Below are 14,948 nucleotides of genomic sequence, written 5' to 3'. Positions count from 1 at the left end.
AAATAACATTTTGAGTTTAAAAAGCCTAAATACTTGTCTTTTATATATCTTTCGTGTAATAGATATGTATGCATCCAATCATATATCTACTCAACACGTTACTTGATCTTTATAGCTTCATTCTAATATGTTGGGTTGTCTTAAACTGGCTGGTTAAACTTAATATGGTGAACATATATAATGAAACTGTCAGTAGCATAATGCACATCTTGAACCAATTGACATATCCACCACTAAAGATTATTAGAAGATATATACCACCGTTCAATGGATTAGATTTATCTATAATGATATTGCTAATAACAATTCACTTTGTAAAATATACAGTAGCTTACTACTTTAGGTAGATGTTAAAAAAATATCTAAAATCAGCAATATATCTATCCCTTTTAATATATGTATATATATCAGTTTTTAGCTACAATTATAAAGATCCTTCCTTAAACACGGCTACAAATAAGGAAGTGACAAATTTAGGTGGAATAGTAGGTTCATATTTAGCTGATATATTGGTTCAATTTCTTGGATTAACTAGTGTTACAATAGCTACAACCATAGTTTACTTGTTGATCTTCAGGCCAGCAAAAAGGCTGCTGAAAATTCTCTATTTAATATTAATTAATTTAGGGATATGTGCTATATTACCACAACTTTCGCTAGGCATCACAGCAAGGTACAGACACAGTGGAATAATAGGGAATGTACTCGTTAATAACTGCCCATTTTATGTATTTGTGATAGTAACATCAATAGGTCTTGTAGGACTAATTGGTTGGAAGAGAACAATTCACTTTCTATTCTTCTTATGTAAAAAAATAGCTTACTTATTTGTAAAGACTCTATTCTTCAGATTACGTAAAACTGCTGAATATTCAGTTGCACCATTAGTAGTGGAAGAAAAACATAGAATTAAAATTACTACTAAACAACAACCAAAAGAAAGACAGAAAAAAGCCACCGAGGAGATTTTAAGTGAGTTCAAGTTTCCAAGCATCCATTTACTTTCTAAAGCAGAGGAGTCTTTGCAGAGAAAGCAGCTGAATGAAATGGAGAGCAATAAAAATTTATCTCTGTTAGAACAAGTCCTGAGTGATTTTGGCGTGCAAGGAAAAATTATCAGTGTATGCTATGGGCCGGTTGTGACTTTATACAAACTTGAACCACAAGCTGGTACGAAATCTGCAAGAGTAATTGGCCTTGCAGATGACATTGCACGTTCGATGAGTGCACTCTCTGCACGTATTTCAATAATTCGTGGGCAAAATGCTATGGGAATAGAGTTGCCGAACAAGGAACGAGAATTCGTAATGCTGCGTGATTTGCTTGAGTCACCAGAGTACCAAAATGCAAGCTTAAATCTCCCAATTGCGCTTGGCAAAGAAATAAGCGGAAAACCAATTATTGCAGATCTAACTAAAATGCCTCACTTGCTTGTTGCTGGAACCACAGGGTCTGGTAAATCAGTTGCGATTAACACTATGATTCTTTCGCTCGTTTATCGACTCAGTCCTGATGAATGTAAGATGATAATGATTGACCCAAAAATGCTTGAGCTTTCAATATATGATGCAATACCACATCTCATAACGCCAGTAGTAACAGAGCCAAAAAAGGCTGTTATTGCTCTTAAGTGGATAGTGAAAGAAATGGAAAATCGCTATCGCATGATGTCGTATTTAAATGTACGCAATGTAATAAACTATAACCAAAAAATCACAGAAGCGATGAATAGTGGAACAGAATTGGAGCGCGTTGTGCAGATTGGCTTTAACTCAACAACAGGCAAACCTTTGTTTGAAAAAATACCAATCAAGATGGAGACATTTCCGTATATTGTAGTGATCGTGGATGAAATGGCAGATTTGATGCTTGTTGCCGGCAAAGAGATAGAGTGCTCTATTCAACGTTTAGCTCAGATGGCTCGTGCTGCAGGAATACACATCATAATGGCAACACAACGCCCATCTGTGGATGTGATCACAGGTGTGATAAAGGCGAACTTTCCAACGAGAATCAGTTTTGCTGTTACTTCTAAGATAGATAGCCGTACAATACTTGGCGAACAAGGAGCTGAACAATTGCTCGGTATGGGTGATATGCTCTATATGGCCTCTGGTGGTAAGATCATTCGAGTTCACGGCCCATTTGTAAGTGATAATGAGGTGCAAGATATAGTTGATCATCTAAAAATGCAAGGTGAGCCAAATTATATGGAGGAAATCACCAAAGAAGATGAAAATTCTTCTGTGGAATCAGAAGGTGAAACAGAGGATGAAGAAAACGACCTCTACAATCAAGCAGTGGCCATCATTCAAAGAGATCAAAAAGTTTCAACCAGTTACATTCAACGACAACTTAGAATAGGCTATAACAGAGCTGCAAATATTGTTGAAAGAATGGAAAAAGAAGGAATTGTCAGCGCACCAAGTTACTCAGGAAAGAGAGAGATATTGGTTGAATAACAGGGCTTCTTTCTTAACTTAAGTTTCTACACCCTAAAAAAGCAAGTCAAATAAAATTATTAAAAGGTCAATACATAATGACAGTTAATTTAATAATAATTTAAACATTTGGAATGTAAAATTATAATATATTAATTAACTAGGGGGTTAAAAATGGGTATAACTAAATTTGTGTTCGGTTTTGACAAATCAGATGTAACAGCACTGCAGGAAAGCCAACTAGGTGATGCTACGCAATTCCAAAAAATATCTGATCTGTTAGGAGAATTGCAAAAAAGCCAAACAGGTGATGCTGAGAAATTTCAAAATATGCTCAGTGAGCTGGGGAAATTACAAAGTAGTCAAACAGGCGATGCTACACAATTCCAAAAAATATCTGATCTATTAGGAGAATTACAAAAAAGTCAAACAGGTGATGCTGAGAAGTTTCAGAAGGTACAAGAGTATTTAGATGGCCTGCAAGAAAAAGTAGAGACACTCACAGAAACAGTAGCAGATCAAGAAAAAACACTACTAATTTGTGCCATAGTCGGTGCTGTTGCTGCGATAGCGATAACTTCTTTTGTTGCATTCTGTATCTATCAGGGAGTTAAGTGTGAAAGGGAGAAAGAAAAGAACTTGTCTAAAGATACACCAGACGCAAAACTTAATAATGTAGATGCTATCGATGGCAATGAAAAGAAGCATATGCAAATGCCAGACTAAGTTGCATAACACTCTTCTTGAGAAGGTGTTACGCAACTTGTAACACCTTACTCTTCTCTTAGCCTATGTAGGTTTTTTGATAGTAAACATATCACTTTTTAGAAAAATATTTGTATTGTAAAGTTAGCAAAGATTCTGGTTTACTTAAAGTTTGTTAATTGCTATCTTTTAAAATACGATATTTACTACAGCACCATATGCTTAGGATTTTTTCTAAAGTTTTGTTTATATTAATGTTTTTGGTTTCTAGCTTTTTTACTGTGCATAGTGCTGAAGCTAAATCTAAGCTCAGTAAGAGATACATACCTCCTGGTAACCCTGGTGGTGCAAGCTTTCATACAGATGAGGATTTTGCTGAGTCATATAAACTGTATGAGAAGCGTAGGGAATTGCTCAAGAAAAAAAAGTCACAAGATCGAGCTATAAATAAAGAAGATCTAATCAAAAAATTAAAAGAGAAAAAAATTGCTAGTCTTGATAATGAGCCAAATGACATGGAAGCGTGCATAGTCGACGATGAAGAGAGCGCTATGATAAATCAGCATGGTATTAATATCGCACGTTTAAGGGGTGCTGTATTTATAGATCAAGAGCCAGTTTTCCAGTATGAAAATAAGCAGCATGAAAGTGAACAACAAGAAGAGAAGAAAGTTACTTCAACACGAGAAAAAAAAGTCTCTTCTATGAATATCACTATAAAAGAAACTCCATCAAGAAGAACGTGTTCACATGATTCTATTGCTAATTTGGATAACGTAGATGCTTATAGTTTGAATGGTTCAAGTTCATTTGGCAGCGTAGCTGACACAGTAAAATAGTATCACAATTAATAAGTATGCTAGATAAAGATCTGATATTGAATGACGATGCATATGAATTATCGCCAATTTCCAGGCACAAAACTCATGTTGTAGAAATTGGAAAAGTAAAGATAGGCGGAAATAATCCTGTAGTTGTACAATCTATGGCGCTTGGTGTGCATATAGATTCTGATGATATAAAAAGTAGCGCAAAACATTATGCAAAAGAGATAACAGAACTAGCGCGTGCAGGTTCAGAGTTAGTACGAATTGCTTTGAATTCAGAGGAAGTAGCAAGGGCAATACCTTATATAGTAGAAGAGATAAATAAGGAAGGTTTTGACGGTAAAATATTGGTAGGCTGCGGTCAATATGAGCTAGATAAATTAGTTCAAGATTATCCAGACAACATCAAAATGCTGGGTAAAATTAGAATCAATCCAGGCAATATAGGCTTTGGCGACAAACGTGATGAGAAGTTTGAAAGGGTTATAGAGTATGCAATAATGCACGATCTTCCTGTTAGAATTGGGGTAAATTGGGGTAGTCTTGATAAATACCTTTTACAAGAACTGATGGATGAAAACTCTTCGCTTAGTAATGCAAGGCCTTCTGATGTTATACTGCGCAAAGCACTTGTAATGTCTGCTCTTGATAGTGCAAAAAAAGCTGAAGAAATTGGTTTAAGTTCAAACAAAATAATCATTTCATGTAAAGTTAGCAAAGTACAAGATTTAATTTTAGTTTATATGGCACTTGCAAAATCTTCCAATTATGCGCTGCATTTGGGTTTAACTGAGGCTGGTATGGGCAATAAAGGTGTGGTAAATACCGCAGCAGGGCTTACTTATTTATTGCAAAATGGCATTGGAGATACAATACGGGCTTCTTTGACTCAACGTCCTGGTGAATTGCGTACTAATGAAGTGGTGGTGTGTCAGGAAGTATTGCAATCTATAGGCTTGCGACACTTTAACCCTCAGGTTAATTCATGTCCTGGTTGTGGGCGCACGAGTAGCGATCGTTTTCGTATATTAACTGAAGAAGTGAATGGCTATATAAAAACTCATATGCCGATATGGAAGAAAAAAATCCAGGTGTAGAGCATATGAACATTGCTGTTATGGGATGCATAGTAAATGGTCCTGGAGAAAGCAAACACGCAAATTTGGGAATCAGCTTGCCTGGATATGGAGAAAAACCTGTTTCAGCAGTCTACAAAGACGGCAAGTATTTCAAAACTTTACAAGGTGATAATGTCTCTGAAGAATTTAAGGCAATTATTGACAATTATGTGAAGGAGCATTACACGTAACCTTTCACGGTTAATTAATAAGACCTGCTGCGAATCAAGCGATAAAAAAAAGGAAAGGAGGGTGACTAAAATCAAGGTTAACTAAAAGGCGTGCTTAAGATTTACAATACCAGCAATAATATTGAACCTCAGGTTATATTTTTTCTGAAAATTGCGATAAACATTCGACATAATCTTAAATATCTTTATCTCTCGGATCTTGTTTTCTACTCTCATTCTAAATGATGCTAATCTTCTATTATGCTCTGGAGTTAATGGCTTTTTACGATACTTTTTATATGGAATTATAACATTGCTTTGCAATTTTTGCCAACCTTGATATCCAGAATCGGCATGTTTTATGCTATCAAGTGGTAAATATTTTTCTTGTTTCCTTATGCGGAAATCACTAATTCTACCACGGTATGACTTTGACACTGATAAAATTCTTCCTCCTTCTTCGATAATAATCTCAGTTTTCATAGTGTTGGTTCTTTTTTTCCTGAATATGATTTCTTCCGTTTTTTACTATCTTCTGGTCTCTGTATTTGCTGTTCTGTAACATCAGCCAAAATCTTCAGTATTTTTTCTGGCGTCATACTTCTATCTTTTGTTATAGTCACTTTTTTGGCGAGTAATGGCTCTATTCTCTTAAGTAACCTACATACATTTGCGTTGTGTACATTGAATAGGCATCCTAAAAATCTATGTGTTATGTAAGTGCGATAGTACAAAATTACGCAAAACAACTTATCTTCCAGAGTTGGTAGTTTTGATCTTCTACCATGACACTTTTTCTGTTTTTCCCATCCAGACCTCACTTTTTCCACTACTTTTTCGAACTTCTCTATAGTTAAACCTGTTATATTACGAAAGTTTCTTGGGTGTTTTTTTATATTATAGTAACTAAAGCTCATTTTTTTTCCTTACTTGATCTGCTTATTCTTCTTCTACCTCTCTCACATCATTTTTTCAATCACCTTTTTCAGCAGGTCTATAGATAAATCGCAAATAAAAAAGAAAATTAAACCTTGTTTTTCTTTTTTCGCTATTAATATGTTTATAACACAATTGAGTTTAAATAGTTGGTATGAAAAGCTTTTTACGAAATTTCTTGCACTATCTTCTGTCATCCCAGTGCCCTGACTACTTGGATCCATATCTTTTTTTCTCTGGTCACGCGCTACCCAGGACGTGGTGTACAAGAATCCTACTAACTTTACTATTAATTCTATTTCCACTTTTAGCATCATCTATAAGCATTGAAGAAAATTGCGATTACGAATATTACCCTAAATTAGATTCTTCTTCTGCTGATGAGTTACACGTTATAAAGCGAAATTATTATAGATACGGTAAGGAATTAAAAATACTAGCAGATGAGAGGATAAAGGAGATCACTTTAGGCACTAGTGATGTAACCAGACTGCATTCTGTGATTTTTAGCAAAACACGATCTTTCATTTGAGCTTTCTTCAATTTAAAGTAAATACAGAAAATTCCTACCTATAGCTAAACTGACCTTACCCAGAAAAAGTGGAGAGAAAGTTTGGAATGTTTTTTACAAAGAGAATAAACTATTTGCCATATTTTGAAAAAACGTTTTATTTTACTCCAAAAACGTCTTAACTTTCTCTCCACTTTTTCTGGGTAAGGTCACACTTGACTACTTGGATCTAGTATGATTTAATTAACCAAGAAGTAGACATGAAAAAATTATGTAGTGAACCAGTTTGCATGACGCTAAAAAGGAAAATATGGATAGAAAAATGAGAATAGAATCAGACAGCTTAGGGGAAGTAAAAGTACCAAGTGAACATTACTGGGGAGCGCAGACTCAACGCTCTTTAGAAAATTTTAAGATTGGCACAGAAAAAATGCCAGAGCCTCTGATTAAAGCATTAGCAATAGTAAAACTTGCAGCAGCACGTGTTAACATGAAGCAGGGTAGCATAGATAATAAGGTAGGGGACGCAATCTGCGCAGCCGCAAAGGAAGTAATAGATGGCAAATTTAATAATGAATTTCCGCTTGTTGTTTGGCAAACCGGATCCGGAACGCAGACTAATATGAATATGAATGAAGTGACCAGCAATCGCGCAATAGAGATTTTAGGTGGTAATTTGGGTAGTAAATCTCCGATACATCCAAATGATCATGTGAATTATGGTCAGTCGTCAAATGACACCTTTCCAACAGCAATGCATATAGCAGCAGCAGACCAGATAAACCGCTTGCTTATTCCAAATCTTGAAAAATTGCATAAGGTGCTGGATAATAAGGTTCAGGAATTTAAAGATATAATAAAAGTAGGACGTACTCATCTGCAAGATGCAACGCCCTTAACACTGGGACAGGAGTTTTCTGGCTATGCAGCCCAGATTAAAAAGGGGATAGAGAGAGTAAAATCAACTTTAAGTGGTATATACGAGCTTGCACAAGGTGGCACTGCGGTTGGCACGGGACTCAATACTAAAAAGGGTTTTGCTGAAGATTTTGCAAAGCAAGTTGCAGGAATTACTAACCTTCCATTTACTTCAGCAGGCAATAAATTTGAAGCGCTAGCAGCAAATGATGCTTTAGTTGAGCTCAGTGGAACACTCAATACAGTAGCAGTCAGTTTAATGAAAATTGCAAATGATATAAGGTTGCTTGGTTCTGGTCCAAGATGCGGAATTGGGGAAATAATGTTACCGGAAAATGAGCCTGGTTCTTCAATTATGCCAGGTAAAGTGAATCCAACTCAGTGTGAAGCAGTAACTATGGTGTGCACTCAAGTTATGGGAAATCATGTTGCTGTGACCATTAGTGGTTCAAACGGTCATTTTGAATTGAATGTGTTTAAGCCAGTGATAATTTACAATGTTTTGCAGTCTATAAGACTTTTAGCTGATGCAAGTTTAAATTTTACAGAAAAATGTGTAATTGGTATTAAAGTAAATGAAGAGAGGATAAAAGATTTACTGAATCAGTCGTTGATGTTGGTCACTATATTAAATACGCATATAGGGTACGACAATGCAGCAAAAATAGCGAAGCTTGCTTATAAAGAAAATATCACTCTAAAAGAAGCAGCAGCAAAACTTCAACTGCTCACTGAGGAGGAGTTTGAAAGGATAGTGAAACCAGAAGAAATGGTGAATTATTTGTAACCGTTGGGAGTGTTAAATAAATCATACGCGTCAAGTTAAGAGGTATCCGTTCAGCCAATGGCGTTAACTTAAGAGCCTCCATTAGCAAACTCTCCTAAAAACATAGTGGCGTTTGGGCTTATCTACCTTATTGCGGCTGCCCTGGTCGAATTTTAACTTTAGCACGCATGCTTAAAAAGGGCTTGAAAGTTTTTTGGTGCAATAAGTACTTGATAGAGTTTCTACCTCATTACACCAAATAAAACTGAAAAATTTAAACGATACTCAGTAATTTGATCTGGGAAGGCCCTTGTGCATTACACATATGAAGCGATAATATATTACACATAACTAAGTTCGCCCAAAATTCTTGTAATACAGCCTCTAGGTGTATGGTCCCATAATTCCTCCTTTGATGGTATTGTTTTCTCATATTTTATCATACCATCACACTCTGGGACTGTACACCAGAAATTATCCTATTGAATTCTATGATATTATTTTTGTAACATTGTCTAAAGTGCCCAGTGTCAAGCACTGGAATGACACCTGTAGCCCTACGTCATACCGCCGCGGTATCTCCTTAGCATAGATCCCGCTAACACGTAGCGGGATGACGATTGTCGGTGAACCTAAGTTACTTTAGCTATAAATATTTAAGAAATTCACCAAACGAAAAAAAAGGCAAAAGAAGCCCCGTTGGTGACTAGTTATTTATATGTACTTCAAAATATTGGCGTTTTTTATTCTAAACGCTACGATTCAGCCGCTTTTAAATGCAACTAACCTAAATTATAAACGTTAAGAAATTTACTGAGCGGAAAAAAAGGCAAAGAAACCCCAGGGTAGCTAGTATTCAAATTCTCCCTTGTCTATTTGACGTCTTTTACTGTCTTAAACGCTTTATAAGCGCGTTTCAGCTTATATAGGTAGAAACCTAGAAGTTTTATAAAGACATGAGGTGCACATAGTGCAAAAAATTAAGCATGATTTACGCCAAATACATTAAGTTTTTTTGTCATTAATCCACTGCAGAGATTGCGAAGATAAATAATTAGCTTCACCTTCATGATAAGGGGGCTGGTGGAGTTTGTCAAGTAAGTTTTTCGCTTCTACTGAATGACAATTGTGGCTTGGGAGGTAGTGCAAGAAGTCTACTGATGGCTTTCAAAGCAGTTGAGCTTAATTATTAGAGTAGTAATGTTTATTTTTATATTGACTATTGAGGTTTATTATTTTATAACTAAAAACTTAGTTATTTTAATGAGCTTGAGTTTATAACATATGCCTACGATAAATCAATTAATACGTAAAGGTAGATTAGGATTGACCCATAAGAAAAAGGTACCAGCTTTGGGAGAAAGCAACCCTCAAAGGAGAGGTGTTTGCACTAAGGTGTATACTACAACTCCTAGGAAGCCTAACTCAGCACTCCGTAAAGTAGCCAGAGTAAAAATTAGTGGGTATGGTGAAGTGACAGCTTATATACCTGGTGAAGGTCATAATTTACAAGAGCATTCTGTTGTTTTGATACGTGGTGGGCGGGTTAAAGATTTGCCAGGTGTGCGTTATCACATAATAAGAGGTGCCCTTGATCTGCGTGGTGTGCAAAATCGAAAGAAAGCTCGTTCAAAATATGGTGTAAAGAAATCTGGTTAAAGTTTATGGCTCGTCGGAATAAAGCAAAAAAAAGAGAAATAAGTCCTGATTCGCGTTATGGCAGTGTTTTGCTGATGCGTTTCATTAATACAATCATGAAATGTGGTAAAAAATCTACTGCAGAAAAGATTATCTATGACGCTTTGTCTTTAGTTGAAAAGAAAGTAGGCGAAGGTGGGTTATCAATTTTTGAAACAGCGGTAGGAAATGTTACTCCTTCTATAGAAGTGCGTTCTCGACGCATTGGTGGTGCAACTTATCAAGTGCCTGTTGAAGTTCGACAAGATAGAGCGATTTCTTTGGCGTTAAGGTGGGTTGCTAAAGCAACTTCTGCTGCTCGAAAAAAGAGTGGAAAAACCACTGTTGATTGTTTGCAATCTGAAATACTGGATGCTTATAATAAACGCGGTGGTGCGTTTAAGATGTGCGAAGAAAAATATAAAATGGCTGAGGCTAATAAGGCATTTTCTCATCTTCGTTTTTAATGTTAGCTAGTTAATTGTGATATGGAAATTGGGATATCTAAATACAGAAATATAGGAATAATGGCTCACATAGATGCTGGTAAGACTACCACAACAGAGCGTATTTTATTTTATACTGGCAAGCAAAATAGAATTGGTGAAGTGCACGATGGGGCAGCTTCTATGGATTGGATGGAGCAGGAAAAAGAGCGTGGTATTACAATCACATCTGCTGCAACAACATGTTTTTGGAATGATCATAGGGTCAATATAATAGACACTCCAGGTCACGTTGATTTTACTATTGAAGTTGAGAGATCTTTAAGGGTTTTGGATGGTGCAGTTGCTGTATTTGATGGAGTTGCTGGAGTTGAACCTCAATCTGAAACAGTTTGGCGTCAAGCTGATAAATATAGCGTTCCTCGTATTTGCTTTGTTAATAAGATGGATAGAATAGGGGCAAATTTTTATCGATGTGTTGATATGATAAAGACGAAGCTTAGTGCAGCACCTTTAGTCATTCAGTTGCCAATAGGAAGTGAGAAAGATTTCAAAGGTATAATTGACCTTATTTCTATGAAAGCCATTATATGGCAAGAAGAAACGTTGGGCGCTAAATTTTCTTATGAAGATATTCCTTCTGATTTGCTTGACAAGGCTCAAGAATATCGAAATTTTTTATTAGATGCTGCAGCTGAGATGGATGATGAAGCGATGAATATTTACTTTGAGTCTAACGATCTGCCAGCGGATTTACTGAAAAAATGCGTGAGAAATGGGACCATTAAAGGAAAATTTGTTCCTGTATTATGTGGATCAGCTTTTAAAAATAAAGGCGTACAACCACTTTTAGATGGTGTGGTTGATTTTTTACCTTCTCCTATTGATATTGATGTAATTGTTGGAACTGATCCTAAAGATTCAGAAAAGAAAATTGAGATCAAACCTTCAGAAAAAGAGAAATTCGTTGCTCTTGCGTTTAAAGTGATGACGGATAAGTTTGTAGGTAGCTTGACGTTTATTCGTATTTATTCCGGTAAGTTAAAATCTAAATCTGCTGTATTAAATGCAGGAAAAAATGAGACTGAAGGAATTGGCAGAATGCTGCTTATGCATGCAAATAACAGAGAAGATATAAACGAAGCTAAAGTTGGTGATATAGTTGCCTTAGTTGGATTAAAAAGAACAATTACTGGCGACACTTTATGTTCATCTGATTTTCCTATATTATTAGAGCGTATGGAATTTCCTGAGCCTGTTATTGAAATTGCCGTGGAACCTAAAACTACTTCAGATCAGGAAAAATTAAGTGTTGCTTTAAATAGATTGGTTGCAGAAGATCCTTCTTTAAGAATGTCAGTAAATGCGGAGAGTGGACAGACTATATTGAAAGGCATGGGTGAGCTGCATCTTGAGATTATTGTTGATAGAATGAAGCGCGAGTTTAACGTTGAAGCTAACGTCGGTGCGCCTCAAGTTGCATATCGTGAAACTATCACTAAATCTGTTGAAATTGATTACATTCATAAAAAACAATCTGGTGGTGCTGGCCAATTTGCAAAAGTAAAGATTATATTTGAACCTCTTGAACCTGGTTCTGGGTTTCAATTTGAAAGTAAAATTGTAGGTGGTACAATTCCAAAAGAATATATTCCTGGTGTACAAAATGGTTTAGAGTTGATAAAAGAAGGAGGCATGATCTCTGGTTTTCCAGTTATTGATTTTAAGGCTACCCTTATTGATGGTGCTTTCCATGAAGTTGATTCTAGTCCTTTAGCTTTTGAACTTGCTGCTAAAGGTGCTTTTAAAGAGATGGCAAATAAAGCTGGTCCAAAAATGTTAGAACCTATAATGAAAGTTGAAATCATTACGCCTGAAGAGTATATGGGCGATATCATGGGCGATGTAAATAGCAGAAGGGGGCAAGTTTCAAGTATGGAAACGCATAATAGTAGCACTATAATTCTTGCTTTCGTACCTCTTGCGAATATGTTTGGTTATATAAATGTTTTGCGTTCTATATCTCAGGGAAGAGCTCAGTATAGTATGCATTTTTCTTATTATGAACAAGTACCACAATATGTGGTTGATGAGTTAAAATTAAAGTATAATTAAGGGTAATAATTATGACAGCAGTAGTGGAAGCATTTGGAAAGCCGCATGTAAATGTGGGAACAATAGGACATGTGGATCATGGGAAGACAACGTTAACAGCGGCGATAACAAAGCATTATGGAAATTTTGTAGCGTACGATCAGATAGATAAGGCGCCAGAAGAAAGGAAAAGGGGGATAACGATAGCAACAGCGCATGTTGAGTATCAGACGGAAAAAAGGCATTATGCACACGTTGATTGTCCTGGACATGCTGACTATGTAAAGAACATGATAGTAGGTGCAGCACAGATGGATGCGGCGATATTGGTAGTGTCGGGGGTTGATGGGCCAATGCCACAAACGAGAGAGCATATATTGCTAGCGAAGCAGGTAGGTGTTGGATATATCGTGGTGTATATAAATAAAGCTGATGTTGCTGATGCTGATATGATAGATTTGGTGGAAATGGAAGTGAGGGAATTGCTGAATAAATACGGATTTCCAGGGGATGAAGTGCCTGTGGTAGTGGGGTCTGCATTGAAAGCGCTGGAGGATGATAGTAGCGAATATGGAAAGAAATCAATAGATAAATTGATGGAGAAGTTAGATGAGTATGTGGAGGTTCCACCAAGGCCTGTGGATTTACCATTTTTATTGCCAATCGAGGATGTATTTTCGATATCGGGGCGAGGAACGGTGGTAACAGGAAGGATAGAGAAGGGAGAGATAAAGACGGGAGAAGAGATAGAGATAATAGGTCTGAAAGCGACGCAAAAGACGATATGCACAGGTGTAGAAATGTTTAAGAAGTTGTTGGATAAGGGAAGTGCAGGACTCAATGTAGGAATATTGCTCAGAGGAACAAAAAGAGAAGAAGTGGAGAGAGGGCAAGTATTAGCAAAGCCGGGGACGATAACGCCGCATAGAAAGTTTAGGGCGGAGGTTTATATATTAAAGAAAGAGGAAGGAGGAAGGCATACACCATTTTTTGCGAATTACCAGCCACAGTTTTATTTAAGGACAACGGATGTAACTGGGAGCATAAAGTTGCTAGATGGGAAGGAGATGGTAATGCCAGGAGATAATGTGAGTGTAGAAGTAGAATTGCAAGTACCGATAGCAATGGATAAGGGATTGCGTTTTGCGGTAAGAGAGGGCGGTAGAACTGTTGGTTCTGGTGTTGTTTCTGAAATTTTGGAGTGAGAGTTTGAGTTATAGGAGTGTAGCTCAATTGGTAGAGCGCTGGTCTCCAAAACCAGAGGTTGTAGGTTCAATTCCTATCGCTCCTGCATTAATGTTGTGGTGAAAATGTTAAAAAGTTTGTGTGTTTTTTTCTATGATATAAAGCAAGAAATACGAAGAATTGCTTGGGTAAAGAAACAGGAGGTGTTGTCATCTCTATTTGTTGTGATGATTGTTATATTATGCTTTTCGATTTTCTTCTGTTTTGTGGATTTTATGTCTCTTTACGTAATTAAGGCTTTATTTGGAATTATTTATGGAATGTGAATATAAATGGTATATCATTAGAGTTGATTATGGATATGAGCAAAATATACGCGAATTGGTAAGTAATGCTGTTTATTTTAAGGAAGTGTTTATTCCTTATCAAACGGTATGTAATTCAAAGTCTGATATAAAAGAGTTATGTGAAGTGTATGTATATATGCATCTATGTGATGAAAGCAAAAATATTTTGAATCAAACGCCTGGATTCTGCAGTGGCGAATCTGGAGATTTTGAGATGATTTCAGATGATGAGATAAGTTTAAAGTGTAAAGAATTTAATAGATATAAATGGTATATCTTGAGAGTTGCTTCCAATTGTGAAGAGAAAGTGCGCCAACATATATTGGAAAATTCTATGAGATTGAGTGTTAATGGTTACTTTAAGGAAGTTTTTATTCCATATGAAGAGCTAAGTGAAGTAGAGTTGAAATCTAAGAAAATTGCTACACGAAGGAAATGCTTTCCTGGTTATGTCTTTTTATACGTGAATTTATGCGATGAAGTATTGAATTTTATCAATAATATACCAAAATCTCTTAAGGTTTATGGGTTTTTGAAAAATGGTAATATTCCAAAGGTGATTTTGGACGATGAGATTCACTCAATGTGTAATGCACTTTATAATGCTCAAGAGACAAAGAAGTTAGGTTATGGTTATGAAAAAGGTGAAAAAGTGAAAATTAATGATGGTCTTTTTCAAAATTTTACTGGTAAGGTAAATATGGTAAACGATGAGAAAAAAATTATTAATGTGGAAGTATCAATTTTAGGTAAGCCGACAATAATAGAGCTTGATCTGGCTAAAGTAGAGAAAATAGAGGATTAATT

At 36.1% G+C, this 14,948-nt stretch carries 12 protein-coding genes, 1 tRNA gene and 3 pseudogenes; 13 read left to right on the top strand and 3 right to left on the bottom strand.

The annotated features are described in order from the left end of the window. Window positions 1–68: 68 nt before the first annotated feature. The 5 genes and pseudogenes from MWH06_00445 to ispG all read left to right on the top strand — a co-directional run bounded on the left by MWH06_00445 (window position 69) and on the right by ispG (window position 5,282). A complete protein-coding gene (locus tag MWH06_00445) occupies window positions 69–347 on the top strand; it encodes a YggT family protein (GenBank protein ID UPA55183.1) in 279 nt (92 codons plus the stop codon). After that, complete coding sequence (locus MWH06_00440; protein ID UPA55182.1) at window positions 348–2,462, top strand: DNA translocase FtsK; 2,115 nt, start codon at window positions 348–350, stop codon at window positions 2,460–2,462. It begins immediately after the preceding gene. A gap of 153 nt (window positions 2,463–2,615) precedes the next feature. Beyond that, on the top strand, window positions 2,616–3,167 hold the full coding sequence (locus MWH06_00435; GenBank protein UPA55181.1) for a hypothetical protein: 552 nt from the start codon (window positions 2,616–2,618) through the stop codon (window positions 3,165–3,167). Between the two features lie 197 nt (window positions 3,168–3,364). After that, on the top strand, window positions 3,365–3,985 hold the full coding sequence (locus tag MWH06_00430; protein ID UPA55180.1) for a TRP75-related protein: 621 nt from the start codon (window positions 3,365–3,367) through the stop codon (window positions 3,983–3,985). 17 nt (window positions 3,986–4,002) lie between these two features. Next, window positions 4,003–5,282: pseudogene (gene ispG, locus MWH06_00425) on the top strand (flavodoxin-dependent (E)-4-hydroxy-3-methylbut-2-enyl-diphosphate synthase). Between the two features lie 81 nt (window positions 5,283–5,363). Here ispG and MWH06_00420 read toward each other — a convergent pair. Beyond that, a pseudogene (locus tag MWH06_00420) lies at window positions 5,364–6,178 on the bottom strand (transposase). 42 nt (window positions 6,179–6,220) lie between these two features. After that, window positions 6,221–6,502 (bottom strand): hypothetical protein, encoded by a 282-nt coding sequence (locus MWH06_00415; GenBank protein ID UPA55179.1) that lies wholly within the window; start codon window positions 6,500–6,502, stop codon window positions 6,221–6,223. A 516-nt stretch (window positions 6,503–7,018) separates the two neighbouring features. Here MWH06_00415 and fumC point away from each other — a divergent pair. Continuing rightward, window positions 7,019–8,413: a class II fumarate hydratase gene (gene fumC, locus MWH06_00410; GenBank protein UPA55178.1), complete on the top strand. Its 1,395-nt coding sequence runs from the start codon at window positions 7,019–7,021 to the stop codon at window positions 8,411–8,413. 81 nt (window positions 8,414–8,494) lie between these two features. Here the strand turns inward: fumC and MWH06_00405 are convergent. Beyond that, window positions 8,495–8,786: pseudogene (locus tag MWH06_00405) on the bottom strand (IS4 family transposase). An 890-nt stretch (window positions 8,787–9,676) separates the two neighbouring features. Here MWH06_00405 and rpsL point away from each other — a divergent pair. From rpsL to nusG, 7 genes are all read left to right on the top strand, one after another. Continuing rightward, window positions 9,677–10,051, top strand: coding sequence for a 30S ribosomal protein S12 (rpsL, locus tag MWH06_00400; GenBank protein UPA55177.1), 375 nt, complete (start codon window positions 9,677–9,679; stop codon window positions 10,049–10,051). A gap of 5 nt (window positions 10,052–10,056) precedes the next feature. Continuing rightward, window positions 10,057–10,536 carry a 30S ribosomal protein S7 gene (rpsG, locus tag MWH06_00395; GenBank protein ID UPA55176.1) on the top strand — a complete coding sequence of 160 codons (480 nt, stop codon included), beginning with the start codon at window positions 10,057–10,059 and terminating at the stop codon, window positions 10,534–10,536. 21 nt (window positions 10,537–10,557) lie between these two features. Beyond that, entirely contained in the window at window positions 10,558–12,630 is a 2,073-nt protein-coding gene (gene fusA, locus MWH06_00390; GenBank protein UPA55175.1) for an elongation factor G, read from the top strand. 11 nt (window positions 12,631–12,641) lie between these two features. Further along, window positions 12,642–13,814, top strand: coding sequence for an elongation factor Tu (gene tuf / locus MWH06_00385; protein UPA55174.1), 1,173 nt, complete (start codon window positions 12,642–12,644; stop codon window positions 13,812–13,814). A gap of 13 nt (window positions 13,815–13,827) precedes the next feature. After that, a tRNA-Trp gene (locus tag MWH06_00380) sits at window positions 13,828–13,900 on the top strand. 19 nt (window positions 13,901–13,919) lie between these two features. Next, complete coding sequence (gene secE / locus MWH06_00375; protein ID UPA55173.1) at window positions 13,920–14,120, top strand: preprotein translocase subunit SecE; 201 nt, start codon at window positions 13,920–13,922, stop codon at window positions 14,118–14,120. Continuing rightward, on the top strand, window positions 14,098–14,946 hold the full coding sequence (gene nusG / locus MWH06_00370; protein ID UPA55172.1) for a transcription termination/antitermination protein NusG: 849 nt from the start codon (window positions 14,098–14,100) through the stop codon (window positions 14,944–14,946). Before secE ends, nusG begins: the two co-directional genes overlap by 23 nt. Window positions 14,947–14,948 lie beyond the last annotated feature (2 nt).

It is taken from the genome of Wolbachia pipientis (assembly GCA_023052945.1).
Taxonomy (GTDB): Bacteria; Pseudomonadota; Alphaproteobacteria; order Rickettsiales; family Anaplasmataceae; genus Wolbachia.
This window is presented reverse-complemented; position numbering and strand designations above follow the sequence as displayed.